This is a genomic window from Kitasatospora sp. NPDC058046, assembly GCF_042885595.1.
Taxonomy (GTDB): domain Bacteria; phylum Actinomycetota; class Actinomycetes; order Streptomycetales; family Streptomycetaceae; genus Kitasatospora.
In genome coordinates this window covers 120649-144370 of record NZ_JBHVRS010000006.1, presented here as the reverse complement: position 1 = coordinate 144370, position 23722 = coordinate 120649, and the positions used below count along the sequence as shown (strand labels likewise).

The window sequence follows — 23722 nt, the reverse complement described above, 5'->3', positions numbered from 1 at the left end:
ACTGACACGGGATTGAGAATCACTGTCCACGGCAGGTAGTTTGCGGAGGACAGAGAGAAGAGTTCACATGGACTCCCGGATCGCCCGTATCCGACGCAAGCTCGCCAAGGTGCCCTATGCCGCGCTGCGAAGCTACTCCTTCGGTGAAGAGAAGCACGGGTTCCGCCTCAAACCCCCGTTGCCGGACGCGAAGGTCGCCGAGTTCGAGGCCGACCGCCACATCGAACTGCCCGACTCCTACCGCAGCTTCCTGACCATGCTGGGCGGGGGCGGGGCATCGCCTTTCTATGGCCTGCTGCCTTTGCAGTCATGTCGGCTCTTCACGATGGACCCCCACGGGGAGCCCGGCCGCCCTCGGGGGTTCACGTTCGCCAGCGGCCCGTCTCACCGAAGTGACCTGTTCCTGCACATCATCGAGGCGGGGTGCTCCGACCTGGTGCTTCTCGGCATCACAGGTCCCCTGGCGGGCCGCGTCGTCACCGGAAACGCTGACGGCTTCTGGGGCCCCAACGTCTCGTCGGCCACGGACTTCCTGGCCTGGTACGAACGCTGGCTCGACCACATGCTCGCCGGACGCGACAACCGCAACCTGGAACTGACCTCACCCGCCCTGAGGGCGCCGGTCGACCGCATCGAGAGGCGGCACCGCGATCGCGAGGATCTGTCACAACTGTGAGAATCCGAAGCTGCGCCATCCGGCTGAGACCGGGGACGGAGTCACAGGTCGCATGGTTGCCCGTATGACACGGAGGCCGAGAACCTTCACAACCATGACGGCCGGGCCGGGTCGCGACCGTACGGACCGGAGGGCTCCGAGCTCTACCGGGCCGACTCGGCCGCAGCGTCGGGGCCGTGAACGTGCTGTGCAAGGAAGAGGGCCGCGCGGTCCAGTGCCTGGTCGGCCTCGTCGAGCACGCCGGCGAAGGACTGGAACACGTGGGGTACGTCGGCGGTGATGTCGAGGACCACGTCCACTCCGGCCGCGCGGGCGCGGGCGGCCATGCGGGTGGAGTCGTCCAGGAGCAGTTCGTTGGTGCCCGCCTGGAGGAGCATCGGCGGGAAGCCCGTCAGGTCGGCGAGGACGGCGGGGCTGAGCAGGGGCTGGTGCGGGTCGGCTCCCGCCAGGTACATGGCCCCGGTGTGTTCCAGGTTCTCGCGGGTGAAGATCGGGTCGATGCCCGCCTTGGTGTCCATGCTCTCGCCCGTCCGGGTGGCGTCGAGGCCGGGGGAGAAGGCCACGATCGCGGCGGGCAGCGGGAGGCCGGCGTCGCGGGCGGCGAGGCAGGTGGTGACGCTGAGGCCGCCCCCGGCGGAGTCCCCGGTGAACGCGATGCTTGCCGGGTCCTCGCCGCTGTCGAGGAGGGCGCGGTAGGCGCTCAGCGCGTCCTCGATCCCGGCCGGGAACGGGTGCTCGGGGGCGAGCCGGTAGTCCAGCGAGTACGCCCTGAACCCGGTCCTGGCCACGAGGTTCCCCGTCAGCGACATCGCCGTCTCGGGGGAGCCGAACACCCAGCCGCCGCCGTGGAAGTACAGGATCGTCCCGGTGCGTGTCCCCTCGCCCAGCTCGTCGCCCGGCTCGACGTACAGGGCCGACCGGTCGCCGAGCGTCGTCCGCGTGGTGCGAAGGCCGTCCGGGACGATCATCCGGGCCATCAGCGCTTCGAATCCGACCCGGATCTCCTCGACCGACCGGGGGCCGTCGGGTCGGGGCTGCCGCAGCATCGCGTCGACCTGTGCGCGCTGTTCCTTGCTCATGGTGGCTGCTCCTGTCGCAAGTGGCTTCTTCGGCACTATATGCCGAGGCATCTAACGTAGACTATATGCCATGGCATCCAAAGTGACCGGCGAGACGGTCGACCTCCCGAGCTTCTTCGCCGACCTCGTCCGATGCGAGACGCGCCTGTACAACGCCCTCAACGACCGTCTCCGCGACCGGCACGGGATCGTCACGTCCCAGTTCGAGTTCCTGCGCCACCTCCGCGACCACCCCCGGGCCCGGGTGGCGGACCTGGCGGCCGAGTTCGCCGTCGGCATCGGGTCCACCAGCAAGGGCGTCGACCGCCTGGAGCGGCAGGGTTGGGTCGCCCGCGTGCCGAACCCCTCGGACCGCCGGTCGTCACTGCTGGAACTGACCGACGACGGCCGGGAGTTGGTCGACGCGGCGGAAGGGACCTTCACCGAGCGCCTGGCCGAGCTGACCGCGGACGCGCTCAAGACGTCCCCTGTGGCGGCCGCCGCGCAGGCCCTCGCGGAGCTGCGTTCTGCCCTGGAGCGCGACCAGATCGGCATGCCCACGGGCTGACGCGCTCCATGGCCGGTCCGGATATTCACTAGCCGCCGCTTGTCGACGGTGGTCATACTGCCGCGATGGATCCAGTGACGCTTGAGACCGACCGTCTGCTGCTCCGGGCCTTCACGCCCGCCGACGTGGACGCGGTGTACGAGGCCTGCCAGGACAAGGACATCCAGTTCTTCACCCCGGTGCCGGTGCCCTACCGGCGTACGGACGCGGAGCACCTGGTCGGCGAGCGGCTGCCCGCCCAGTGGGCGGAGGACAAGGACTACACCCTCGGCGCGTTCCGCAAGGACACCGGAGCCCTGGCCGGCCTGTACGGCCTGAGCCTCAGGCGGCGCGGTGTCTGGGAACTCGGCTACTGGGCGGTCAAGGAGCAGCGCGGACGCGGGTACTCGGTGGAGGCCGCCCGGGCCCTGTGCGACTGGGGCTGGGCCACGATCGACGTGCACCGCATCGAGTGGTGGGCCATGGTCGGGAACACCGGCTCGCGTGCCGTCGCCGAGAAGCTCGGCTTCACCGTCGAGGGGACCCTGCGCAACCGTGACTACGCCAACGACGGCCAGCCGCACGACTGGTGGGTGGGCGGGCTGCTGAGGCCCTGACACCCGGGCGGCGGCGTGTTCTGACGGTGCGCCAGGATGGCCGCATGGCAGATGAAAAGATCACCCCGCGCACCATCGCCGACCACCACCTCGACCAGGTGGCCGCACACGACCCGCTGGAGGCCGCCTGGTTGGGCCTGCACCCCGGCGACGAACGGCAGCCGGACCTCTCCCCGGAAGGGTTCGAGGCACTCGCCGACATCGCCCGGCGCACCCTCCGTACGCTCGACACCGCACCCGCCACCGAGGACCCCGCCGACCGGGCCTGCGCCCGGCTGCTGCGGGAGCGCCTCACCGCCGAACTCGCCCTGCACGACGCGGGCGAGAACTTCCGCCAGCTGCGCAACATCGGCGCGCACGTGCACCACGTGCGGGAGATCTTCACCTACATGCCGACCGTCACCGACGACGACTGGGCGGCCGTGGCCGGGCGGCTGCGCAATGTGCCCGCCGCGCTCGACGGCTACCGGGCGACGCTCACCGAGGGCATGGCCCGGGGCCTGTTCGCCGCGCCCCGCCAGGCGGCCGTGGTGATCGACCAGCTCACCGCCTGGACCGGTGAGGCCACCGACCAGCGGGCGGGCACCGGCGCCGGGTGGTTCGCCGACTTCGTCGCCCCCGGCCCCGACCGGCTGCGCGGCGACCTGGACGCGGCCGCCGGCCAGGCCACCGCCGCCGTCGCCGAGTTCCGCAGCTGGCTGCGCGACAGCTACGCCCCCGCCACCGCCGACACCCCGGACGCCGTCGGCCGGGACCGCTACCGGCTCGCCGTACGCCACCACACCGGCGCCGACGTCGACCTGGACGAGGCCTACGCCTGGGCCTGGAGCGAGTTCCACCGGACGGCCGCCGAGATGCGGGCCGAGGCGGGGCGCGTGCTGCCCGGGGCCGGCGCCCTCGACGCCATGGACCACCTGGAGCGGCACGGCCACCGGGTCGCGGGCGAGGAGGGGATCCGCGACTGGCTTCAGCAGATCATGGACGGGGCGATCGAGGCCCTCGACGGCACCCACTTCGACATCTCCGGACCGGTGCGGCAGGTGGAGTCCCGGATCGCCCCCGCCGGAAGCGCCACGGCACCGTACTACTCCGGCCCCAGCCTGGACTTCAGCCGGCCCGGCCGCACCTACCTGCCCACGCTCGGCCGGGACGCGTTCCCGACCTGGCAGCTCGTCAGCATCTGGTACCACGAGGGCGTCCCCGGCCACCACCTGCAGCTCGCCCAGTGGGTCGCCGTCGCCGACCGGCTGAGCCGCTACCAGAGCACGCTGGGCATGGTCAGCGCCAACGTCGAGGGCTGGGCCCTGTACGCCGAGCGCCTCATGGACGACCTGGGCTTCCTCACCGACCCCGCCCACCGCCTCGGGTTCCTCGACGAGCAGATGCTGCGCACCATCCGGGTGATCATCGACATCGGCATGCACCTGGGCCTGCCGATCCCCGCCGACTCGGGCTTCCACCCCGGCGAGCGCTGGACCCCGGAGCTCGCCACGGAGTTCATGGCCACCTACAACGGCAGCCCCGCCGACATGCGCGGCAGCGAGATCGCCCGCTACCTCGGCTGGCCCGGGCAGGCCATCGGCTACAAGCTCGGCGAGCGCGCCTGGCTGGAGGGGCGGGAAGCCGCCCGCCGCCGGCAGGGCGCGGCCTTCGACCTCAAGGCCTGGCACATGAAGGCGCTGTCGCTGGGCTCGCTCGGCCTCGACGACCTGGTCGACCACCTCGCCGCACTGTAGGCCGGTGGCGCAGGCCCACACGGGAAGTCGGCCCGGCCGACTTCCCGTGCACGGCGCCGGCGGTCTGCCCTTTGGGGACAGGAGGTGCTTCCCCCGCCGAGGGTGCCCGGGCTCTGTCCCCGGGCGCCCGGGCCCGGGAGACTGCGGGGGAGACCGCCCCTGCAACCTGTGAGGTCGAGCCGTGATCGGCGCCACCGCCACTCCCCGCTCCGCCCGGCGGCCGGCCCGGGCCGCCCTCGCGGCGCTGCTCGCGCTCGCGACGGCCCTGGTGACCCTGGCCGGCGCCGCCCCCGGCGGGCAGGGCGCCGCCGCGGCCCCGGCGGCCGCGGTCGACCCGGCGGCCGGGCGGATCGTCTTCGCCGGCACCGACCACCGCGGCCTCGGCCGGGTGACCGGCATGACGGACAGCACCCCGCTGTTCGGGCCCGGCCCGATCCACTTCGACCGGGACCCGTCCGCCCGCGGCGGCGAACTCGTCTTCACCAGCCTGCGGGACGGCCCGCTGCCCCAGGTGTACCTGCGCGACGCGGCCGGCGCGGTGCACCGGCTCACCACCGGCATGGACACCGCCCACCCCGCGCTCGCCCCCGACGGCAAGGGCGTCGTCTTCGAGGCCCTGGAGCCCCGCGCCGGGGACGCCGGCCCCCGGCACGTCCTGTGGGCCGTCAACCGGGACGGCAGCGGACTGCGCCGGATCACCGAGGGCGCGGCCGACGAGACCCACCCGACGGTCTCGCCCGACGGCAAGTGGATCGCGTACTCCTGCGACGGCGAACCGTCGCACCGTCAGATCTACCTGCGGCCGTTCGAGGGCGGCGCGCCCGTCAAGGTCACCAGCGTGACCAGCGGGGACGCCGTGGACCCGGCCTGGAACCCGGTGAACGACGACGCCCACCGCAACGAGATCGTCTACACCCGGGACGAGGGCGCCCAGGGCCGCACCCTGGTCCTCACCTCGCCCACCGGCGGCGAGAAGGCCTTCTTCCCCGGCACCGGCTCCACCTGGAAGACCGGCTCGGCCGGCTGGCTGGCCGACGGCAGCGGGGTGCTCTTCCTCAGCGCCGATCTGCTCGACCCCAACGACCCGACCCCGCAGCCCGACCCGTCCCGGCCGCCGGTGGTGAACCTCTACCGGGCGCTGACCTGCAACTGCGAAGCGCCGAAGGTGCTCTACCGCGCCAACCGGCTGATCGCCACGCCGACCTGGCTGGGCACCCAGACCGAGGGCGGCCCCGTCGTCGAGCAGACCAGCGCCTCCGGCGCCAACGTCGCCGACGTCGAGGACGTCCTCCCCGACGGCTCCGACCCGCGCGACCTCGGCATCAGCGCCCTCCGCGAGGACCCGGCCGCCGCCGACAACACCAGCACCGACCCGGGCGCCGACCCGCTGTTCCACCCCCGCCCCGGCTTCGACCCCTGGTACGAGCGCCAGACCTACACGCCCGACGGCCGCCGGATCGTGGTCACCCGCTACGAGGACGGCCCGGCCGGACGGATCCAGCGGATCTGGACCGCCGACGGCGACGGCGCCGACCCGCAGCCGATGAACCTCGCCGGACGCGGCCCGAACGACCGCGACACCGACCCGTCGATCTCCCCGGACGGCCGGCTGATCGTGTTCAGCCGCAGCACCCCGGCCACCGGCCAGGACCCGGCCCGGCCCGGGCGGGTGCTGATCGCCGAGGTCGCCACCGGGAAGATCATCGGCACCGTCCAGCCGCCGGCCGGCCAGCAGGGCGCCTCCGACGGCCAGCCGTTCTGGTCCCCCGACGGCAAGCTGATCGCCTTCTCCCGGACCGCGGTGGTCAACGGGAACGCCGGCAACCTGCACGTCTGGACCGTCACCGCCGACGACCTCACCCGGCAGACCGACCTCAGCCGGACGGCCTGCCCGGGCAGCTGCGACGTCATCGACGACAGCCCCGCCTTCGCCCCCGACGGCCGCCGCATCGCCTTCAACCGCAAGGCCGGTGACGGCGGGAACAACCAGCAGGACGGTGTCGTCGTCACCTCGCCGACCGGCGAGGACTGCACGGTGGTCGTGCCCACCGGGCTCGGCCAGGGCGCCTGCACCCGGCCGCTGCCCGACCGCCCCACCACCGGGCCCTTCCAGCCCCGCGACGTCGCCTGGACGGCGAACAGCGCGCAGCTGGTCCTGACCTCCCGCCGCGCCGCGCCGCCGAACTCGCCGGAGGGGCTCAAGGTCTACGACTTCGCCACCGCCAAGCTCACCGAGCTCGACTGGCGGCTGCCGGGCCGCCAGAAGGAGCCGGCCGTCCAGCAGTCCGTCGACCTGGCGGTCAGCGTGCCCGAGCGGACCCCGGCCGTCCCCGTCGACGGCAGCACCGAGGTGACCGTCACCGTCACCAACAAGGGCCCCGCGCCCTCACCCGGCACCGCCCTCACCGTCTCGGTGCCGACCGGTGCCCGGCTCGACAAGCTGACCACCCCGACCGGGACGTGCGACGCGGCCGCCCTGCGCTGCGAACTCGGCACCCTGACCCCGCGCCAGGTGGTCCGGATCAAGGCCACCCTGGTCGGCACCCAACCCGGCGTCCCGGACTTCGGCTGGACCGTCACCGGGACGGTCGTCGACCCGTACCCCGACGACGACTCAGCCCGGACCTTCCTACCGGTGCTGGAACCGTCGACCCCCTCGCCGAGCCCGACCCCGACCCCCTCGCCGACCGCGACGCCCACCCCGACCCCGACACCCACACCCACCCCGACCCCGCCCCCGACCGTGACGCCCAGCCCCGCGCCGCCGCCGCCCCCGGCGCCCGCCCCGGCACCGCCGCCGCAGGCCGGCCCCGACATCACCGTCGGCGCCCAGCCCAACCCCGGCTACGTCGGCGGCCGCGTGACCGTCAGCTACACCGTGCGCAACACCGGCCAGGCCCGCGCCACCGGACTGCGCCTGACCCTCGGCCTGCCCGCCGGCGTGCCCACCGGGGCCCTGCCCCCCGGCTGCCGCAACGGCACCTGCACGGTGAGCGACCTGGCCCCGGGCCGCAGCGCGGTCGTCCGGGTGGTGCTCTCACCCGTCGCGGCGCTGGACACCACCATCACCGCCGAGCTCACCACCACCGGCACCGACGCCACCCCCGGACCGCACCGGGCGAGCACCCCGCTGCGCATCCTCCAGCCCCGCATCGTCGCGGTGCCGCCGATCGGCAAGCCCGGCTTCGTCACCTCGGTGCGCGGCGTGGACTTCCCGCCCGGCGCACCCGTCCGGTTCACCTGGCAGCCCGGCATCACCGCCGCGGCCGCCCCCACCCGCCCGAAGGGCGACGGGACCTTCGCCGGCCAGCTGCTCATCCTCCCCAAGGACGAGACCGGGCCGCGCACCATCACCGCCGAAGGCCCCGGCTTCTCCCCGGTGACCTGCCCCTTCCTCGTCGTCGAGGGCAGCATCGGCCCGCCCGGGGAGGTGGAGCGCCGGTGATCCACGAGGTCGACGAGGCGCTGCGGCAGCTGCTCGCCGAGACCGGGCTGCCCGAACGCGGCATCGAGGTCGTCTTCGACGCCCCCACCCGGGACTTCGCCGCCCGGCGCAACGCCCCCACCGTCAGCGTCTTCCTGTACGGGCTCCGCGAGGACACCGGCCGCCGACAGGCCGGCACCGTCACGGAGCACGACGCGGACGGCCTGGTGACCGGCCACCGCCCCGCGCCCCGCTGGTTCGAGCTGGCCTACCTGGTCACCGCCTGGACCAACCGGCCGCAGGACGAGCACCGGCTGCTCGCCGAGGTGCTGCAGTGCCTGACCGCCACCGACACGCTGCCCGCCCGGCTGCTCACCGGCACGCTCGCCGAACTCGGACTGACCGTCGGACTGGACATCGCGGGACGCGACACCGGCCTGCCGTCGGTGTCCGACGTCTGGTCCTCGCTCGGCGGGGAGCTGCGGCCCTCCGTCGACCTGCGGGTGCTCGCCCCGCTGCCCGGCGGACGCACCCCGGCCGGACCGCCCGTCACCGAGGGGCTGGTGCTGCGCGCCGGCGACATCACCCCGGCGGGCCCGCCGCCCGCCGACGGCCCGGGCCGCCGACTGCGCTACCAGGACGCCACCGACCCCGGTCCTGACGGCTTCGCAGCGCCCCGCGACCGCGGGCTGCCGCCCGGCCGCCGGCCGAGGGGCAGGGCGCGATGAGCGTGGACCTGGACGAGGGGCAGGACGCTGTGAGTGTCGACCTGGACGAGGCGGTCGACGGTGCGCCGCCCGGCCACGACCACCTCTGGGAGCGGCTGCACCGGGTCGAGCAGCGGGTCCGCGCCGCGGTGCGCGAACGCCGCGCCGACGACCCCGACCCGGACGACCCGTACCGCGGCCAGTACCTCGGCCCGGACGCGGTGGAGCGCATCCTGGCGGCCTCCGCCACCGTGCACCGCGCCGCCACGGACCCTGGCGACGGGCCCGCGCCGCCGCGCGGCTCCCGGCTCGGGCGGCTCACCGCCGCCTTCGGCCTGCTCCCGGTGGACCTCGACCTGCTGCTGGTGGCGCTCGCCCCCGACCTCGACTCCCGCTTCGAACAGCTCTACGGCTACCTCAACGACGATCTGACCCGCCGCCGGGCGACCATCGGCCTGGCCCTCGACCTGTGCGGACTGCCCGGGGCCGGCGCCGGCCGCTTCCGGTTCTCCGCCCGGTCCCCGCTGGTCGCCGGCGGCCTGCTGGAGATCACCGAGCCGGACCGCCCGCTGCTCTCCCGCATCCTGCGCGTCCCCGATCGGGTGACGGCCCACCTGCTCGGCGACGACGAGCCGGACGGCGCGCTCGCCGGGCTCGCCCACCGCGCCGGTCCCGGGCCCCGCCTCCAACGGCCGGACGAGCGGCTGCGCGCGCTGGCCGCCGACGGCGGACTGGTGCACCTGCTGGACCGGGGCGGGCACGCCGGCCCGCTCGCGGTGGCCGCCCTCGCGGCCGACGGCCCGCCGCCGCTGGTGGTCGACGCCGCCGCGCTCGCCGCCCGCCGGCCGGAGGGTACCGTCCGGGTGCTCGCCCGCGAGGCGCGGCTGGGCGGGGGCGGCGTGGTGCTCGGACCGCTGGACCGGCTCGAACCCGAACGGCCCGAGCGGGCCGCGCTGTTGCGCGAGCTGTGCGCGGAACTCGACGGCGTCCCGCTGCTCGTGCACGGCCCCCAGGTCTGGGACCCGGCCTGGGCGGCGCGGAGCCCCGTGGTGGTCACCGTCCCGCCGCCGGAGGAGCACGACCGCGCCGGGCAGTGGGCCCAGGCGCTGGGCGGGCAGCCGGGCGGCGAGCTGAGCGGGGAGCTGGCCGAGGCCGTCGCCGCGTACCGCCTGGACCAGGAGCAGGTGGCGCGCGCGGCCTCGGTGGCGGCCCGGACGGCGGCCGCCGAACACCGCCCGGTGCGGGCCGAGGACCTGCGCACGGCGGTGCGGGCGCAGAACGGCGCGGGCCTGGCCCGGCTCGCCCGCCGGATCGAACCCGCGGTCGGCTGGTCCGACCTGGTGCTGCCCGCCCCCACCGCGGGCCGGCTGCGCGAACTCGTGCTGCGGGCCCGGCACCGCGACCAGGTGCTCGGGAGCTGGCGGATGCGCCCGGGCGGCGGCCGGGGCAACGGGGTGGTCGCCCTGTTCGCCGGGGAGTCCGGCACCGGCAAGACGATGTCCGCCGAGGTGGTCGCCGCCGAACTCGGCATGGAGCTGTACGTGGTGGACCTCGCCACCGTGGTGGACAAGTACATCGGCGAGACCGAGAAGAACCTGGAACGCATCTTCACCGAGGCCGCCCAGGTCAACGGCGTCCTGCTGTTCGACGAGGCCGACGCGCTGTTCGGCAAGCGCTCGGAGGTCAAGGACGCCCGCGACCGGCACGCCAACGTCGAGACGGCCTACCTGCTCCAGCGGATGGAGTCCTTCGACGGCATCGCGGTGCTGACGTCCAACCTGCGGGCCAACCTCGACGAGGCGTTCACCCGCCGGCTGGACGTCATCGCGGAGTTCCCGCTGCCGGACGAGGCGCAGCGGCGCCGGCTCTGGGACCGCTGCCTGGGACCGCTGGTGCCCCGCGGCGACGACCTCGACCTGGACTACTGCGCCCGGAACTTCGAGCTCACCGGCGGCTCCATCCGGGCCTGCGCGGTCTCCGCGGCCTACCTGGCCGCCGGGACGGGCGCCCCGCTGGGCATGGCCCAGCTGGTCTCCGCGGTGGTCGGCGAGTACCGCAAGCTCGGCCGGCTGGTGCTGGCGAGCGAGTTCGGGCCGTGGCTGGGCGTCCTCGGCGACGCCGGGCACGGCTGAGCGCCTCCCGCGTGGCCGGTCGGCACGGCCGAGCACTCCCGGGGCGGCGGAGGCCGGTGGGTACGTACGGCGGTGTCCGCCGGGGGCAGCGACCTTGCCCCCGGTCCGGCACCTGGGGACATGTCCCCGGGCGCCGCCCGGGCAGCAGACTCGGGGGCGAATGACCGGCGAAAATGCAGGGCCAGCCGAAGGAGCGCGTATGCCGTCGTACCTCACCCCGGGCGTGTACGTGGAGGAGGTCCAGTCCGGTGCCCGGCCGATCGAGGGCGTCGGCACGGCCGTCGCCGCGTTCGTCGGCTTCGCCGAGACCGGCCCCTTCCACGAGCCCACACTGGTGACCAACTGGGACCAGTACGTCCAGCGGTTCGGCGGCTTCACCGAGGGCACCTACCTGGCCCACTCGGTGTACGGCTTCTTCGCCAACGGCGGCGGCTCCGCCTACGTCGTGCGGGTCGGCGACCCGGCCCGGCGGACGCCCGGCGCCGCCCCCGCCGTCACCGCGGCCCCGCCCGTCGAGATCGCCGGCTTCCTCTTCTCCGCCCTGCCCGGCGCGGGCGGCGAGGTGTCCGTCGAGGTCGTCGACGCGGAGGGCGAGAACGTCCCCGACGACCGGTTCCGGCTGCTGGTGCGCCGCGGCGCCGAGGTCGTCGAGACGTACGACGTCTCGACCCGCAAGAGCACCAAGGGCTACGTCGTCACCCAGCTGCGCGAGTCGAAGCTGGTCGCCGTCGCCGAACAGCCCGGCACCGCGCCGAGCCGCCCCGAGCGCCGCGGCCACGCCCTGGCCGCCGCGCCCGCGCCCGCCGCGGCCCCGGCCGGCCGGCTCGACCCCGCCGAGTACGTCGGCGACGCCGCCGCCCGGACCGGCTTCGGCGGCCTGGAGGCGATCGACGAGATCACCATGGTCGCGGTCCCCGACCTGATGAGCGCCTACCAGCGCGGCGACCTCGACGACGAGGGCCTGCGCACCGTCCAGCTGGCGGTGATGTCGCACTGCGAGCAGATGGGCGACCGGATCGCCGTCCTGGACCCGCCGCCCGGCCTCAACGCCCAGCGGATGCGCACCTGGCGCAACGACGAGGCGGGCTTCGACTCCCGCTACGCCGCGCTCTACTACCCGTGGATCAAGGTGTTCGACCCGGCGAGCGGCCGCAACGTGCTGGTCCCGCCGAGCGGCCACGTCGCCGGGGTGTGGGCCCGCAGCGACGCCGAGCGCGGCGTGCACAAGGCGCCCGCCAACGAGGTCATCCGCGGCGCGGTGGACCTGGAGCTGCGCCTCAGCAAGGGCGAGCAGGACCTGCTGAACCCGATCGGCGTCAACTGCGTCCGGGCGTTCCCCGGGCGCGGCATCCGGATCTGGGGCGCGCGCACCCTCTCCTCCGACCCGGCGTGGCGCTACCTGAACGTCCGCCGGCTGTTCAACTACCTGGAGGAGTCCATCCTCCTGGGGACCCAGTGGGTGGTCTTCGAGCCCAACGACGACCGGCTGTGGTCCAGCATCCGCCGGAACATCACCGCGTTCCTCACCGAGGAGTGGCGGCGCGGGGCCCTGTTCGGCCAGACCGCGGCCGAGGCCTTCTACGTCAAGTGCGACCGCGACAACAACCCGCCGGAGTCCATCGACCTCGGCCAGGTGATCTGCGAGATCGGCGTCTCCCCGGTGAAGCCCGCGGAGTTCGTGGTGTTCCGGCTGTCCCAGTTCTCCGACAGCACGAGCCTCGTCAACGAATGACCGGCCGGCTCGGTCGGCACCACCCCTCCGTGCCGCTCCTCGGCACCCTCGGCACCCCTCGCATCGGAAGGTGACACAGACCCATGGCTGAAGGCGATCCGCTCTCCACACACATATTCGGCGTCCAACTCGGCGGCTACAACGTCGAGTCCGTCAAGGAGATCAGCAACCTGACGGTCGAACAGGACGTCGTCGAGTACAAGCAGGTGACCCAAGAGGGCAAACTGATCGTCCGCAAGCAGCCCGGCGCCCGGCTCCCCGGCGAGGTGACCATCACCCGCGGCCTGGACAAGAGCGGCGCGTTCACGGACTGGATCAAGGAGACCCTCAACAACGGGGCGATCAACACCGCGCGGCAGAACCTCACCATCGAGGTCAAGGACACCACCGGTGCCACCCTGCGGCGCATCCAGCTCCTCAACGCCTGGGCCAGCCGCTGGGAGGGCCCGACCCTCAGCGCCGGCGAGTCCAGCGCCGCCACCGAGACCGTGACCATCGTGTTCGAGGAGATTTCGGTCGAGTGAGGCGCAAGATCGGCCTGGAGGAGCTGCTGGAACGGGCTCCGGCCCCCCAGAACACCGCGCCGCAGCAGCAGGCCCCGGCGGCAGCGGCGGCGGCGCAGCCCCGGGGGCGGGTGCCGCACACCGAGTTCGAGTTCGAGCTGCCGATCGGGTACGTGGACGACGACGGCACCGTGCACCGGCACGGCGCCATGCGACTGGCCACCGCCCGTGACGAGCTGATGCCGCAGATCGACCTGCGGGTCAAGGAGAACCCGGCCTACCTCAGCGTGGTGCTGCTCAGCCACGTGATCACCCGGCTCGGCGACCTCACCGACGTGCACGCCGGGATCGTCGAGCGGATGTACGCCACCGACGTGGCCTTCCTCCAGGACCTCTACCAGCGGATCAACAGCGAAGGCCACACGCGCGCCGCGGTGACCTGCCCGCACTGCGACGGCGCCTTCGAGGTCGACCTCGCCGGTGGGCGCCTGGGGGAATCGTGACGTACGCGCCTGCTCGGCTGTACGAGGAGATCGCGTACATCGCCTACCACTTCCACTGGCAGCGGGAGGACATCCTCGACCTGACCCACCGCGAACGCGGGCAGTGGGTCAGGGAGATCGCCCGGCTCAACACCCGCATCAGCGAAGGCGGGTGAGCCGGGTGGGGCTTCGGGACTGGATCGGCCGGCGTCGGGGCGGCACCGACGCCGCTGTCGGCGACGGCGGTGCTGACGGCGCGTCCGGCGGTACGGGCGAGGTCGTTCAGCGGCGCCGGGCGGCCGGGGACGGGGGCTGGCGCGCGGTCGCGCCGCTGGTCCCGACCCTGGCCGGGCCGGGCCACGGCGTCAGCGACGGCCTGAGGTTCCGGTCCCGGCTCAGCGCGTGGCAGGACCCCTCGCTCTGCGGGCCGCTCGGCCACGCGGTCCTCCCGACCGCGCCGGCCGGCATCCTGCGGGCGGTGGCCGGGCCGGGCTCTCCGGCGCCCGTCCGCACGGGCGGGGACGAACTCGTCGTGCCGGTCCTCCCGAGGGAGTCCGGGGCGGAAGAGCCCGTGGAGAGCGGGGAGTCGGCGGCGGCCCGGCAGGCCCGGCCGGTCCAGCGGTCCGTCCGGCTGCGGCGGCTTCCGGTGCGCCCGGGGCCGCGTCCGGCACGTACGGGCAAGGCCGACGGCGGTGCGCCGGGGCCTGCGGCGACGGCAGCCGGGGCGGCGGAGCACGGTGAGCCGAAGTCCGGTGGGGAGCGGGGGAGTTCACCTCGTCCTGCGGTGTCGGCGAATGATGCCGGGACGCCCGGTGGGTCGGCTCCTGCCGGGGTGACGCCCGCTGCGGTCACCGCCTCCTCGCGTCCCTACGGGGCCGAGCGTCCGGTCCGTCCGCGTTCCGTCAGCGCACCGTTGACCGTCGCGCGGCGCCCCCGGGCCCTGCCCGTGCGCCCGGTGACGGCTCTCCCGGGGTCGGTCGGCAGGCGGGATGCCGTCGCCGAGCCGTCGGGCCGGGCCACGGACGCGCCGCCACTCGCGGCGGCGGCGGAACCCGCCGACGGCTCGCGGCCGTCCGCGAACCCCGAGGCTGTCGTACGGACGCCGCCGGGTGCGGGAGCCGCCGCTGTGCCCGACCGGGGCGCGGGGGTGGTCCAGCGTGCCGCCGTGTCGGGTGGTGGCGCGGCCGCCCGCCCGGTCCTCGGCGCGCCCCTGACCGCGCTGCCCGCCAGCGCCTCGCCCCTGGCCACCGGCGGCCCCCGGGCCGTTGACGCTCCTTCGGGTGCGCCGGCCATGCCCGTTGTCTCCGCCGCCGACCCGGGGCCCACCGGCTCCGAGGCGGGCGGGACCGACGGTGCCCGGCCGTCCGGCGGCGGGGGCCGTGACGCCGCTACCACCCCTGCCCGCCGTGCCCGTACGGCCGCCGGGTCGGGGAACCCGGCGCCGGTGCGGCCCGACCGTGGGTCCGCCGGGGCCGCACCTGTCCAGCGCACACCGTCCGGGAACGGCACGCCCGCACCCTCGTCGTCGCCGACCCCGGGTCGTGCCGCGTCGGCTCAGCCCGGTTCGGCCCCTGCCCGCAGGGGTGGGACCGCCGAGGGCACGTCCGTTCAGCGCGTTCCGTCCTCGCCGACTTCCGGTAATGCTGCGCCGACTCAGCCCGGTTCGGCCCCCGCCCGCAGGAGCGAGGCCGTCGAGGGCGCGTCCGTCCAGCGTGCGACGCCCTCGCCCGCGCCCTCAGCACCGGCTCCCGGTCGTGCCGCGTCGGCTCAGCCTGACCCGGCCTCCACCCGTCGGGGTGGGACCGTCGAGGGCACCACGTCCGCGCCCGCGCCGTCAGCGTCGACCCAATTCGACCCGGCCCCTGCCCGTAGGGGTGGGACCGTCGAGGGCGCGTCCGTCCAGCGTGCGACGTCCTCGCCCGCGCCGTCAGCGCCGACCCAGCCCGACCCGGCCCCTGCCCGGACGCGCGGGGGCCTGGGCGCGCCGCTCGACGCGCTGCCGCCGACGGCGGCCGTGGCGGGGGGCGCCGCTCCCTTGCTCGACGGGCGCCGACCGGTCCAGCGGATCACGCCTCCGGCGGCAGGCCAGGCCGTCCCTGCCGTCACCTCGCCGGTGGCCGGCGAGGGGCTGCCCGTGCAGCGCGCCGTCAGGCAGCCCGGCGACAGCCCGGCGGAGCCCAACTCCCCCTCCCAGAGCGGTGATGGCGGACGATCGGCGGGTTCGACCAGCCCGGCTGCCGGCACCCACGGTGCGTACCCGCAGGGGGAACACAGCCATCGCGGACCGGCCGCCGGACGCCCGGCGGCCTCCGACACCCGGCAGGGGACGACGGGCACCGCCGCCGCCTCGCCGTCCGGCGGCGGCCCGGAGCGGCGGCCGGGTACCTCCGCGCAGCCGATCGTCCCCGGCGCCCGGCCCCGCCCTGCGGGCGCCGCGCCCGCAGGTGGCAGCGGCCAGGTGGTTCCCGTGACGGTTCCCGCACGTCCGGCTTCCGGCGGTCTGGGCGTGCAGCGCGCCGTCCAACTCATCGGCCGGCGGCGCGGGTTGCTCGGCGATCGCCGGATGACGGTCGCCCTCGCCACTCCGCCGGCGCCGCCCGCGACCGGCACCTCCGTGCCCACCGGCGCGGGCACGGCGCCCGCCAAGCCCGTGGTCCCGGCCGTCTGGCCCAACGCGCTCGCCTCCCGTACGGACGGCGGAGCGGCGGCCGCGGGTGCTCCGCAGCACGCGCGTGCGCAGGTGCGGCGCCCGTCGGGCACCGGGGACGGCAGCGGCACCGCCGCCAGGACGTCGGCCCCACAGGCGGGCCCGGCGAGGTTCGGCCCCCCGGCGCGGTTCAGCACCCCGGGAGCGGCCGGCTCCGATGCGGGGTCGTCGCGCGGGGTCGTGGCTGCCGTGCAACGCGCGTTCTCCCGGCGGTCGTCGGACCGGGCCGCGGAGCACCCGTCAGCGCAGGCAGGCACCGGCCCGACCGCAGCCGGACCCGCGAACCCGTCGTACGCCTTGCCGGACCGGCCCCGTGAGGTGGTCCCGAACCCGAGCGCCCCGGCGTTGCAGCGTTCCGCCATGCCGACGTCGGCAGGCCGCCCGAGCCCCGGCGCCCCCGGTACGGCGTCCACGACGGCGGCGGCGACCGCCCCACGCCCGCCGGTCGTCCGGCTCAGGCCCGTGACGGCCGCGCCGGTCCAGCGCCTCCCGGCGACGTCCCGGCCCCCGCAGCCGTCCCCGGCGCAGCAGCCCGCCGTCCCGGCCGCCGCCGGGCCCTCCGGCGCACCCGCGCTCGTCGTGTCACGGGCCCTGCCCGCCGGGCACGCCACCACCGCCACCAGGGCCGCCAACGCCGCAGTCACCGCACCCGCCCCGCCTTCGCCCGCCACGGCGCGGCTGCTGCAACGGGTGGCCGAGCAGAACGGCCTGACCGGGGTGCCGCTGACCGCCGTACCGGCGCGTACGCCCACCACGGTGCAGCGCGCCGCACCGTCCTCGACCGCCGCGACCACCCCGGGGAACGCCCCCGGCGGACCGCCCGCCGCGTCGTCCGCCGACCCCGCCGACCTCGACGAACTGGCCCGGCGGCTGGTCGAACCGGTCGGCCGGCTGCTGCGCACCGAGTTGCGCAGGGGCCGGGAGCGCGGCGGCAAGCCGTACGACCTGCGCCGCTGAGCGCGGAGCCGGAAACGCACACCAGAACGACGCACACCAGCAGGCCGCGGCGACGTGACCGGAAGCAAGGGAGCAGGGAGCCGAACCGATGACCGACACCATCTTCGCGACCAGCGTGTTCTTCAGCCTGACCATCGGCGGCAACGACCTGGGTGAGTTCACCACCTGCTCGGGACTCGGCGCCCAGGTCGAGATCGAGCAGTACGCGGAGGGCGGCAACAACGGCTTCGCCTGGCAGTTGCCGGGCCGCATCACCTGGACGAACATCACGCTGACCCGGGCGGTCACCGCCGACACGACGAAGATCGCCCGCTGGCTGTCCGAGATCGTCCGCAAGGTCGAGCCGAAGGACGGCGAGATCGTGGCGCTGCGGCCGGACCTGAGCCGGATCGTCGGCTGGCAGGTGCTCGGGATCGTCCCGGTGCGCTGGGAGGGCCCGTCCTTCGACCCGGCCAACTCCCAGGCCGCGATGGAGACCCTGGAGATCGCCCACGCGGGCCTGCGCCCCTTCTGACCCCACCGCCCGCCAGGCCCGACCCCACAGCCGACCCGCCAGCCCGACCCACGGAAGGAGCACCAGGATGTCCCCAGCGGTCCCCGCGAGCGTCACCCGGGCCCAACTGACCATCATGGAGCCACCGTCCACGGTCGGCGCCCAGCCCGGCGGCACGCTCGCGCAGCTCCGGCTCCAGTTCAACCCGGCGACCCTGGTGCTGCGCAAGACCACCGAGTGGCGGCGCACCCCGTCCCGGATGGCGGGCGAGTCCGCGCTGCCCGAGTTCGTCGGCAGCGGTCCGCGCTCGCTCTCCCTCGACGTGTTCCTGGACTCCACCGCGACCCACGACAATTCGGTGGAGCGGGCGGTGGAGCAGCTGATGACGGCCTGCGTGCCCACCCCGGCCAGCCTGGCGCGCAAGACCCCGGCCAGCCCGTGGATCCGGCTGGACTGGGGCACCCTGAAGACCACGTCGTTCAACGGGGTGCTGACCGGCCTCTCGGTCACCTACTCGCTCTTCGACGTGGACGGGAAGCCGCTGCGGGCGGTCTGCTCGCTCACCATCGACGAGGCCAGCGTCGACCCGGCCGGCCAGAACCCGACCTCGGGCTCGCCGGAGGCCCGCAGCACCCACCGGGTGATCGCCGGCGACAGCCTGCCGCTGCTCGCCTGGCGCGCCTACGGGGACGCCACCGCCTGGCGCACCATCGCGGAGGCCAACGACATCGACGATCCGCTGGCGTTGACCCCGGGCGCCGAGCTGATCGTGCCGGGGATCGAGGAGCTCACCCAGAGCGGACGGACCCCGAGCGGCTCCGCGCAGGGGGTACGGCCATGACCACGCCCGAGGCCCGCGGCGGCCGCTCCTTCGCCGCCGACCCCGTCGTCGAGGCGCCCGGCCCGCTGCCGCCGATCTGGGCGACCCAGCTGGTCTCCTGCGACATCGAGGAGAGCGTCGGCCTGCCCGACACCGCCGTGCTGTCCTTCCGGGACGCCGACCACACCTTCCTCTCCGCCACCGGCATCACCATCGGCACCCCGCTGAAGGTGTCCGTGGTGACCGTCCAGGGGAACACCCGGGCGCGGCTGTTCACCGGCGAGGTGACGGCGCTGGAGCTGGAGGTGGACACCACGGGCTCGTACACCGTGGTGCGGGCCTCGGCCGTCACCCACCGGCTGATGCGCGGGCGCCGGGTGAAGGCCTTCCGGAACATGACGACCGCCGACATCGTCCGCGAGGTCGCCTCCGGAGCGGGCCTGACCTGCGGGCGGGTCGACGCCTTCCCGGTCGTCCACCAGCAGCTCTCCCAGGCCAATGTCCCGGACTGGGAGTTCCTCCAGTTCCTGGCGCAGGAGAGCGGCGCCCAGGTGCGGGTGGACGACGACGGGAAGCTGGAGTTCGTCAAGCCCGACCCCGCCTCCGGCGCGCCGGCCCCCTCCACCCCCGCGCCGCAGAACCCGCTGGTGCTGGAGTACGGGCGCAACCTGCTGGAGCTGCGCGGCGTGCTGACCGGCGCCGGAGGGGCGGACACCGTCGAGGCGCGCGGCTGGAACGTCACCACCAAGAGCGCCCTGGTCGCCACCGAGCCCGCGGTGACGTCGCAGACCGTGCAGCCGGGGATGAGCCCCTCGGTGGTGACCTCCGCCTTCCCCGGCCGGGCCCGGCTGACCGTCGCCGACACCCCGTACCGCACCCAGGCGGAGACCGCCTCGGTGGCCCGGTCGCTGGCCGCCTCGGTGGCGGCCGGCTTCGGCGAGCTGGAGGTCGTCGCCGAGGGCAACCCGCGGCTGCGGGCGGGCACCGCGGTCGCCCTGGGCAACGTCGGCGCCGCCTTCTCCGGCCGCTACACCGCCACGGGGGTGCGCCACCTGCTCGAACCGTTCCGCGGCTACCGGACCACCGTGGTGGTCAGCGCGGCCCCCGACCGCTCGCTGGCCGGGCTGACCAGCGGCGGCAACGCGCCGCCGCGCGGGCCGCGGATACCCGGCCTGGCCGTCGCCGTGGTCACCGACGTCCGGGAGCCGGGCGGCGGTCAGCGCGGCTGGGTGAAGCTCAAGTTCCCCTGGCTGGACGACACCTACGTCTCCGACTGGGTGCGCACCGTGCAGTGGGGCGGCGCCGGCGGCGGCGGGGTGGTCAGCCCCGAGGTCAACGACGAGGTGCTGGTCGGCTTCGAGCAGGGCGACCTGGACAGCCCGTACGTGCTGGGCGGGCTCTACAACGGCGTGGACCGGCCCTCCCCGCACGACGTGCCGCTGGTCGACACGGGCTCCGGCAAGGTCAACCGCCGTTCCGTGGTGTCCCGTTCGGGCCACCGGATGGAGCTGCTGGACGTACCGGGCGGCAAGTCCGGCGTCCGGCTGGCGAGCGGCGACGGCAAGCTGGAGGTCAAGCTGGACCAGCAGCGCGGCGAGATCGTGCTGACCGTCCACGGCCTCGGCGGCGCGGCCGGCAGCACCGTGCGGCTCTCCCCCTCCGGCATCACCCTGGACGCGGGCACCGGCACGGTGGACGTGCGCGGCGGATCGGTCACCGTCCGGGGCACGACGGCGGTCACCGTGGAAGGCGGCGCCGAGGCGGTGCTCAAGGGGGCCATCGTCCGGATCAACTGACGTATCGTCACAGAGACTTGGCAGTAGACGCGTGCCCCACGACCAGCGGGCACCATCCGAAACGGAGACCGCACATGCCCCCCGCAGCCCGGACCGGCGACCTGACCGACCACGGCGGCGCCCTCACCACCCCGCCGCCGGGCGCCCTCAAGGTGGCGACCGTGCTGATCGGCGGCCGCCCCGCCGCCGTCGTCGGCACCGTCCACGCCTGCGTCGTCCCCCCGCACCTGGCGCTGGGCCCCGGCGACGTGGTGCTGCCCTCCCCGGGCGCACTCACCGGGGGAGTGGTGCTGATCGGCGGCCTGCCCGCGGCCCGGGTGGGGGACAAGACCACCTGCGGCGCCACCGTCACCGTCGGCGCGTTCAACGTGCTGATCGGCGGCGCCGTATGACGGGCAGCTTCATCGGCCGCGGCTGGGCCTTCCCGCTGCGCGTCAACGCCACCGGCGGCATCGCCCTGGTGGAGCGCGACCGCGAACTCGCGGAGGCGATCCGGCTGATCCTCGGCACCGCCCCCGGCGAACGGCCGATGCGCCCCGAGTTCGGCTGCGGCATCCACGAGTACGTCTTCGCCACCGGCGACAGCACCACCGCCGGGCGGATCGCCCGCGAGGTGCGCATCGCGCTGGAGCGCTGGGAACCGAGGATCGAGGTGGACGACGTGGTGATCGCCTTCGACAGCGTCGAGGAGGGCACCCTCTACATCGACGTCCACTACACCGTGCGGGCCACCAACGACCGCCGCAACCTGGTCTTCCCCTTCTACACCATCCCGGAACACCCGAACTCGGCCGAGGGGTCTGCGAACTGATGGCCCTGCCCTCCCCGAACCTGGACGACCGCCGCTTCCAGCAGCTCGTCGACGAGGCCAAGCGGTACGTCCAGCAGCGCGCCCCCGAGTGGACCGACCACAACGTCTCCGACCCGGGCGTCACCCTGATCGAGACCTTCGCCTACCTGGTGGACCAGCTGCTCTACCGGCTGAACCGGGTACCGGAGAAGAACTACGCCGCCTTCCTCGACCTGCTCGGCATCCGGCTCTTCCCGCCGGCCGCGGCCCGGGCCGAGGTCGACTTCTGGCTCTCCGCCCCGCAGACCGAGACCGTCCTGCTGCGGGCCGGCACCGAGGTCTCCACGCTGCGCACCGAGACCGACGAGGCGGTGGTCCTCTCCACCGCCGAGGACCTGCCGATCGTCCCCAGCTCGCTGGAGCGGCTGGTCACCGTCTCCGCCTCCGGCGAGCAGTCCGACGGCACGGCCCGACTGGCCGACGGCGCGGACGTCCGGTGCTTCCAGCAGCGCCCGGTGGCCGGGGACGCCATGCTCTTCGCCCTGCCGGCCGTGGTGCCGCGCTGCATCCTGGTCGTCCGGCTGGACAGCCGGGTCGAGGGCGTCGGCGTCGACCCGCGCCAACCGCCGCTGGCCTGGGAGGTCTGGGACGGCGCGCGCTGGATCGCCTGCGAGACCGGCAGCGACACCACCGGCGGCCTCAACCGGCCCGGCGAGGTGGTCGTCTTCGTGCCCGCCGGGCACACCGCCTCGGTGGTCGCCGGACGGCGGGCCGGCTGGCTGCGCTGCCGGGTCACCGAGCCGCAGCCGGGCCAGCCGTTCTACTCCGAGTCGCCCACGATCCGCCGGGCCGAGGTGTTCACCGTCGGCGGCACCGCCACCGCCGTCCACGCGCAGACCGTCACCGACGCGCCGCTCGGCGCCTCGGAGGGCGTCGCGGGCCAGCGCTTCCGGCTCGCCCGGCCCCCGGTGCTGCTCGACGGCGAGCCCCCGGTGGTCGAGGTCGCGGCCGGCGAGGGCTGGGAACGGTGGACGGTCGTCGAGCACTTCGGCGAGTCCTCGCCCACCGACCGGCACGTGGTGCTGGACGCCACCACCGGCGAGTTCCTCTTCCCGCCCGCGGTCCGCGAACCGGACGGCAGCCTGCGCGCCTTCGGCGCCGTCCCGCCCAAGGGCGCCCACCTGCGCGTCCCGCGCTACCGCACCGGCGGCGGGATCGCGGGCAACGTCGCCCGCGGCACCATCACGGTGCTGCGCAGCTCCGTCCCGTACATCGCCCGGGTCGACAACCGGGAGGCGGCCCGCGGCGGGGTCGACGGCGAGACCGTCGAGAACGCCAAGGCCCGCGCCCCGCACCAGCTGCGCCTGCAGGAACGTGCCGTCACCGCCGGGGACTTCGAGCTGATCGCCCGGCAGGCCGCGCCGTCCGCCGCCCGGATCAGCTGCGTGCCCGCCACCGGCGGGGAGGCGGGCGCGGTGCGGGTGCTGGTCGTCCCCGACGCCGTCGCGGACGAGGGCGACCGGCTGCGCTTCGAGCAGCTGATCCCCGACGACCAGGTGCTGGCCGCCGTCGCGACAGCCCTCGACGAGCGGCGGCTGATCGGCACCCGGCTGGTCGTCCAGCCGCCCGCCTACCAGGGCGTGACGGTGGTCGCCCGGCTCACCACCCGCGCCGCCGACCCCGACCGGGTCCGCGAGGAGGTGCTCGCCGCGCTCTACCGGTACCTCAACCCGCTGCGCGGCGGCGCCGACGGCACGGGCTGGCCGTTCGGCCGGGCCGTGCAGTACGGGGAGGTGTTCGCGGTGCTCCAGCGGGTGGCCGCCGTCGCGGGCGTCGACGAGCTGCGGCTGTTCCCGGCCGACCCGATCACCGGACGCCGGGGCGCGCCGACCGAGCGGGTCGAGGTCCCGCCGGACGCCCTGGTCTTCTCCCACCAGCACCAGGTCGTGGTCACCGCGCAGGCCGAGGACGGGCGGTCATGACCAGAGCCGCCGTCCCCGGGCTGCCCAGCCCGCACCCGATCGGCGAACTGCTGCCCGCGCTGTTCGCCGAGGACGACTTCGCCCAGCGGTTCACGTCCGGCCTGGACACCGTCCTCGCCCCGGTCTTCGCCACCCTGGACAACCTGCCCGCCTACTTCCAACCCGGCCTCGCGCCCGCCGACTTCCTCGACTGGCTGGCCTCCTGGGTCGCGGTCGAGGTCGACCCGGCCTGGCCGCTGGAGGTGCGCCGCGCCGTGGTCGGGCGCGCGGTGGAACTGCACCGCTGGCGCGGCACCCGGCGCGGCCTCACCGAACGGCTGCGGCTGGTGCTCGGCGTCGGCGCCGAGATCGTGGACGGCGGCGGCGCCTCCTGGTCCGCCGACCCGGACGCCCCGCTGCCGCCCGCGCCGAGCGGCGAGCTGCTGGTCCGGGTCTGGCCGCTGCGCGGAGCGGAACCGGACGAGGACCAGGTGCGGTCCGTCGTCAGGGCCGGCTGTCCGGTCCATCTGACCTGCCGGGTGGAGATCCTGCCCGGCCCACCCGGGCGAGCGGAGGACTGACGA

Annotated in this window: 20 protein-coding genes; 19 read left to right on the top strand and 1 reads right to left on the bottom strand. The window is 75.0% G+C overall.

The window, feature by feature from the left end; all coding sequences use genetic code 11:
- The first annotated feature begins 67 nt into the window (after positions 1 to 67).
- A complete protein-coding gene (locus ACFVU7_RS15265) occupies positions 68 to 676 on the top strand; it encodes an SMI1/KNR4 family protein (RefSeq protein ID WP_388045373.1) in 609 nt (202 codons plus the stop codon).
- Between the two features lie 143 nt (positions 677 to 819).
- Here ACFVU7_RS15265 and ACFVU7_RS15260 read toward each other — a convergent pair whose 3' ends face one another.
- The gene (locus tag ACFVU7_RS15260) at positions 820 to 1755 is read right to left on the bottom strand and encodes an alpha/beta hydrolase (protein ID WP_388045372.1); all 936 of its coding nucleotides are present in this window, start codon (positions 1753 to 1755) and stop codon (positions 820 to 822) included.
- A 70-nt stretch (positions 1756 to 1825) separates the two neighbouring features.
- Between ACFVU7_RS15260 and ACFVU7_RS15255 the strand changes: the two genes are divergently transcribed.
- From ACFVU7_RS15255 to ACFVU7_RS15170, 18 genes are all read left to right on the top strand, one after another.
- Positions 1826 to 2302, top strand: a complete 477-nt coding sequence (locus ACFVU7_RS15255; RefSeq protein ID WP_388045371.1) for a MarR family winged helix-turn-helix transcriptional regulator — start codon at positions 1826 to 1828, stop codon at positions 2300 to 2302.
- 65 nt (positions 2303 to 2367) lie between these two features.
- On the top strand, positions 2368 to 2898 hold the full coding sequence (locus tag ACFVU7_RS15250) for a GNAT family N-acetyltransferase (protein WP_049649798.1): 531 nt from the start codon (positions 2368 to 2370) through the stop codon (positions 2896 to 2898).
- 44 nt (positions 2899 to 2942) lie between these two features.
- Positions 2943 to 4634, top strand: coding sequence for a DUF885 domain-containing protein (locus ACFVU7_RS15245; protein WP_388045370.1), 1692 nt, complete (start codon positions 2943 to 2945; stop codon positions 4632 to 4634).
- A 184-nt stretch (positions 4635 to 4818) separates the two neighbouring features.
- On the top strand, positions 4819 to 8079 hold the full coding sequence (locus ACFVU7_RS15240; RefSeq protein WP_388045579.1) for a hypothetical protein: 3261 nt from the start codon (positions 4819 to 4821) through the stop codon (positions 8077 to 8079).
- On the top strand, positions 8076 to 8786 hold the full coding sequence (locus tag ACFVU7_RS15235) for a DUF4255 domain-containing protein (RefSeq protein WP_388045369.1): 711 nt from the start codon (positions 8076 to 8078) through the stop codon (positions 8784 to 8786). The genes ACFVU7_RS15240 and ACFVU7_RS15235 overlap by 4 nt, the downstream gene beginning before the upstream one ends.
- Positions 8783 to 10897, top strand: a complete 2115-nt coding sequence (locus ACFVU7_RS15230; protein WP_388045368.1) for an ATP-binding protein — start codon at positions 8783 to 8785, stop codon at positions 10895 to 10897. Before ACFVU7_RS15235 ends, ACFVU7_RS15230 begins: the two co-directional genes overlap by 4 nt.
- Positions 10898 to 11096: 199 nt before the next feature.
- Positions 11097 to 12629 carry a phage tail sheath family protein gene (locus ACFVU7_RS15225; protein WP_074002703.1) on the top strand — a complete coding sequence of 511 codons (1533 nt, stop codon included), beginning with the start codon at positions 11097 to 11099 and terminating at the stop codon, positions 12627 to 12629.
- 83 nt (positions 12630 to 12712) lie between these two features.
- Positions 12713 to 13153 (top strand): phage tail protein, encoded by a 441-nt coding sequence (locus ACFVU7_RS15220; RefSeq protein WP_049660364.1) that lies wholly within the window; start codon positions 12713 to 12715, stop codon positions 13151 to 13153.
- Entirely contained in the window at positions 13150 to 13635 is a 486-nt protein-coding gene (locus tag ACFVU7_RS15215; protein WP_074002702.1) for a hypothetical protein, read from the top strand. Before ACFVU7_RS15220 ends, ACFVU7_RS15215 begins: the two co-directional genes overlap by 4 nt.
- Entirely contained in the window at positions 13632 to 13790 is a 159-nt protein-coding gene (locus ACFVU7_RS15210; RefSeq protein WP_181970396.1) for a DUF6760 family protein, read from the top strand. Before ACFVU7_RS15215 ends, ACFVU7_RS15210 begins: the two co-directional genes overlap by 4 nt.
- A gap of 2891 nt (positions 13791 to 16681) precedes the next feature.
- On the top strand, positions 16682 to 17278 hold the full coding sequence (locus ACFVU7_RS15205) for a hypothetical protein (RefSeq protein WP_388045367.1): 597 nt from the start codon (positions 16682 to 16684) through the stop codon (positions 17276 to 17278).
- A gap of 88 nt (positions 17279 to 17366) precedes the next feature.
- Positions 17367 to 17792, top strand: a complete 426-nt coding sequence (locus ACFVU7_RS15200; RefSeq protein ID WP_049657629.1) for a phage tail protein — start codon at positions 17367 to 17369, stop codon at positions 17790 to 17792.
- A 67-nt stretch (positions 17793 to 17859) separates the two neighbouring features.
- A complete protein-coding gene (locus tag ACFVU7_RS15195; RefSeq protein WP_388045366.1) occupies positions 17860 to 18612 on the top strand; it encodes a LysM peptidoglycan-binding domain-containing protein in 753 nt (250 codons plus the stop codon).
- Positions 18609 to 20387: a VgrG-related protein gene (locus ACFVU7_RS15190; RefSeq protein WP_388045365.1), complete on the top strand. Its 1779-nt coding sequence runs from the start codon at positions 18609 to 18611 to the stop codon at positions 20385 to 20387. The genes ACFVU7_RS15195 and ACFVU7_RS15190 overlap by 4 nt, the downstream gene beginning before the upstream one ends.
- Positions 20388 to 20461: 74 nt before the next feature.
- Positions 20462 to 20779 (top strand): PAAR domain-containing protein, encoded by a 318-nt coding sequence (locus ACFVU7_RS15185; RefSeq protein ID WP_388045364.1) that lies wholly within the window; start codon positions 20462 to 20464, stop codon positions 20777 to 20779.
- Positions 20776 to 21198 carry a GPW/gp25 family protein gene (locus ACFVU7_RS15180; RefSeq protein WP_049657621.1) on the top strand — a complete coding sequence of 141 codons (423 nt, stop codon included), beginning with the start codon at positions 20776 to 20778 and terminating at the stop codon, positions 21196 to 21198. Before ACFVU7_RS15185 ends, ACFVU7_RS15180 begins: the two co-directional genes overlap by 4 nt.
- Positions 21198 to 23159, top strand: a complete 1962-nt coding sequence (locus tag ACFVU7_RS15175) for a putative baseplate assembly protein (RefSeq protein ID WP_388045362.1) — start codon at positions 21198 to 21200, stop codon at positions 23157 to 23159. The genes ACFVU7_RS15180 and ACFVU7_RS15175 overlap by 1 nt, the downstream gene beginning before the upstream one ends.
- Positions 23156 to 23719 carry a phage tail protein gene (locus tag ACFVU7_RS15170; RefSeq protein ID WP_388045360.1) on the top strand — a complete coding sequence of 188 codons (564 nt, stop codon included), beginning with the start codon at positions 23156 to 23158 and terminating at the stop codon, positions 23717 to 23719. Before ACFVU7_RS15175 ends, ACFVU7_RS15170 begins: the two co-directional genes overlap by 4 nt.
- The last annotated feature ends 3 nt before the right edge of the window (positions 23720 to 23722 follow it).

What these genes read in the sequence shown, in the direction of transcription:
- ACFVU7_RS15265 (WP_388045373.1), top strand. Translation starts at nt 68, where the DNA reads ATGGACTCCCGGATCGCCCGTATCCGACGCAAGCTCGCCAAGGTGCCC.
- ACFVU7_RS15260 (WP_388045372.1), bottom strand. Translation starts at nt 1,755, where the DNA reads ATGAGCAAGGAACAGCGCGCACAGGTCGACGCGATGCTGCGGCAGCCC.
- ACFVU7_RS15255 (WP_388045371.1), top strand. Translation starts at nt 1,826, where the DNA reads ATGGCATCCAAAGTGACCGGCGAGACGGTCGACCTCCCGAGCTTCTTC.
- ACFVU7_RS15250 (WP_049649798.1), top strand. Translation starts at nt 2,368, where the DNA reads ATGGATCCAGTGACGCTTGAGACCGACCGTCTGCTGCTCCGGGCCTTC.
- ACFVU7_RS15245 (WP_388045370.1), top strand. Translation starts at nt 2,943, where the DNA reads ATGGCAGATGAAAAGATCACCCCGCGCACCATCGCCGACCACCACCTC.
- ACFVU7_RS15230 (WP_388045368.1), top strand. Translation starts at nt 8,783, where the DNA reads ATGAGCGTGGACCTGGACGAGGGGCAGGACGCTGTGAGTGTCGACCTG.
- ACFVU7_RS15225 (WP_074002703.1), top strand. Translation starts at nt 11,097, where the DNA reads ATGCCGTCGTACCTCACCCCGGGCGTGTACGTGGAGGAGGTCCAGTCC.
- ACFVU7_RS15220 (WP_049660364.1), top strand. Translation starts at nt 12,713, where the DNA reads ATGGCTGAAGGCGATCCGCTCTCCACACACATATTCGGCGTCCAACTC.
- ACFVU7_RS15205 (WP_388045367.1), top strand. Translation starts at nt 16,682, where the DNA reads ATGCCGACGTCGGCAGGCCGCCCGAGCCCCGGCGCCCCCGGTACGGCG.
- ACFVU7_RS15200 (WP_049657629.1), top strand. Translation starts at nt 17,367, where the DNA reads ATGACCGACACCATCTTCGCGACCAGCGTGTTCTTCAGCCTGACCATC.
- ACFVU7_RS15195 (WP_388045366.1), top strand. Translation starts at nt 17,860, where the DNA reads ATGTCCCCAGCGGTCCCCGCGAGCGTCACCCGGGCCCAACTGACCATC.
- ACFVU7_RS15190 (WP_388045365.1), top strand. Translation starts at nt 18,609, where the DNA reads ATGACCACGCCCGAGGCCCGCGGCGGCCGCTCCTTCGCCGCCGACCCC.
- ACFVU7_RS15185 (WP_388045364.1), top strand. Translation starts at nt 20,462, where the DNA reads ATGCCCCCCGCAGCCCGGACCGGCGACCTGACCGACCACGGCGGCGCC.
- ACFVU7_RS15180 (WP_049657621.1), top strand. Translation starts at nt 20,776, where the DNA reads ATGACGGGCAGCTTCATCGGCCGCGGCTGGGCCTTCCCGCTGCGCGTC.
- ACFVU7_RS15175 (WP_388045362.1), top strand. Translation starts at nt 21,198, where the DNA reads ATGGCCCTGCCCTCCCCGAACCTGGACGACCGCCGCTTCCAGCAGCTC.
- ACFVU7_RS15170 (WP_388045360.1), top strand. Translation starts at nt 23,156, where the DNA reads ATGACCAGAGCCGCCGTCCCCGGGCTGCCCAGCCCGCACCCGATCGGC.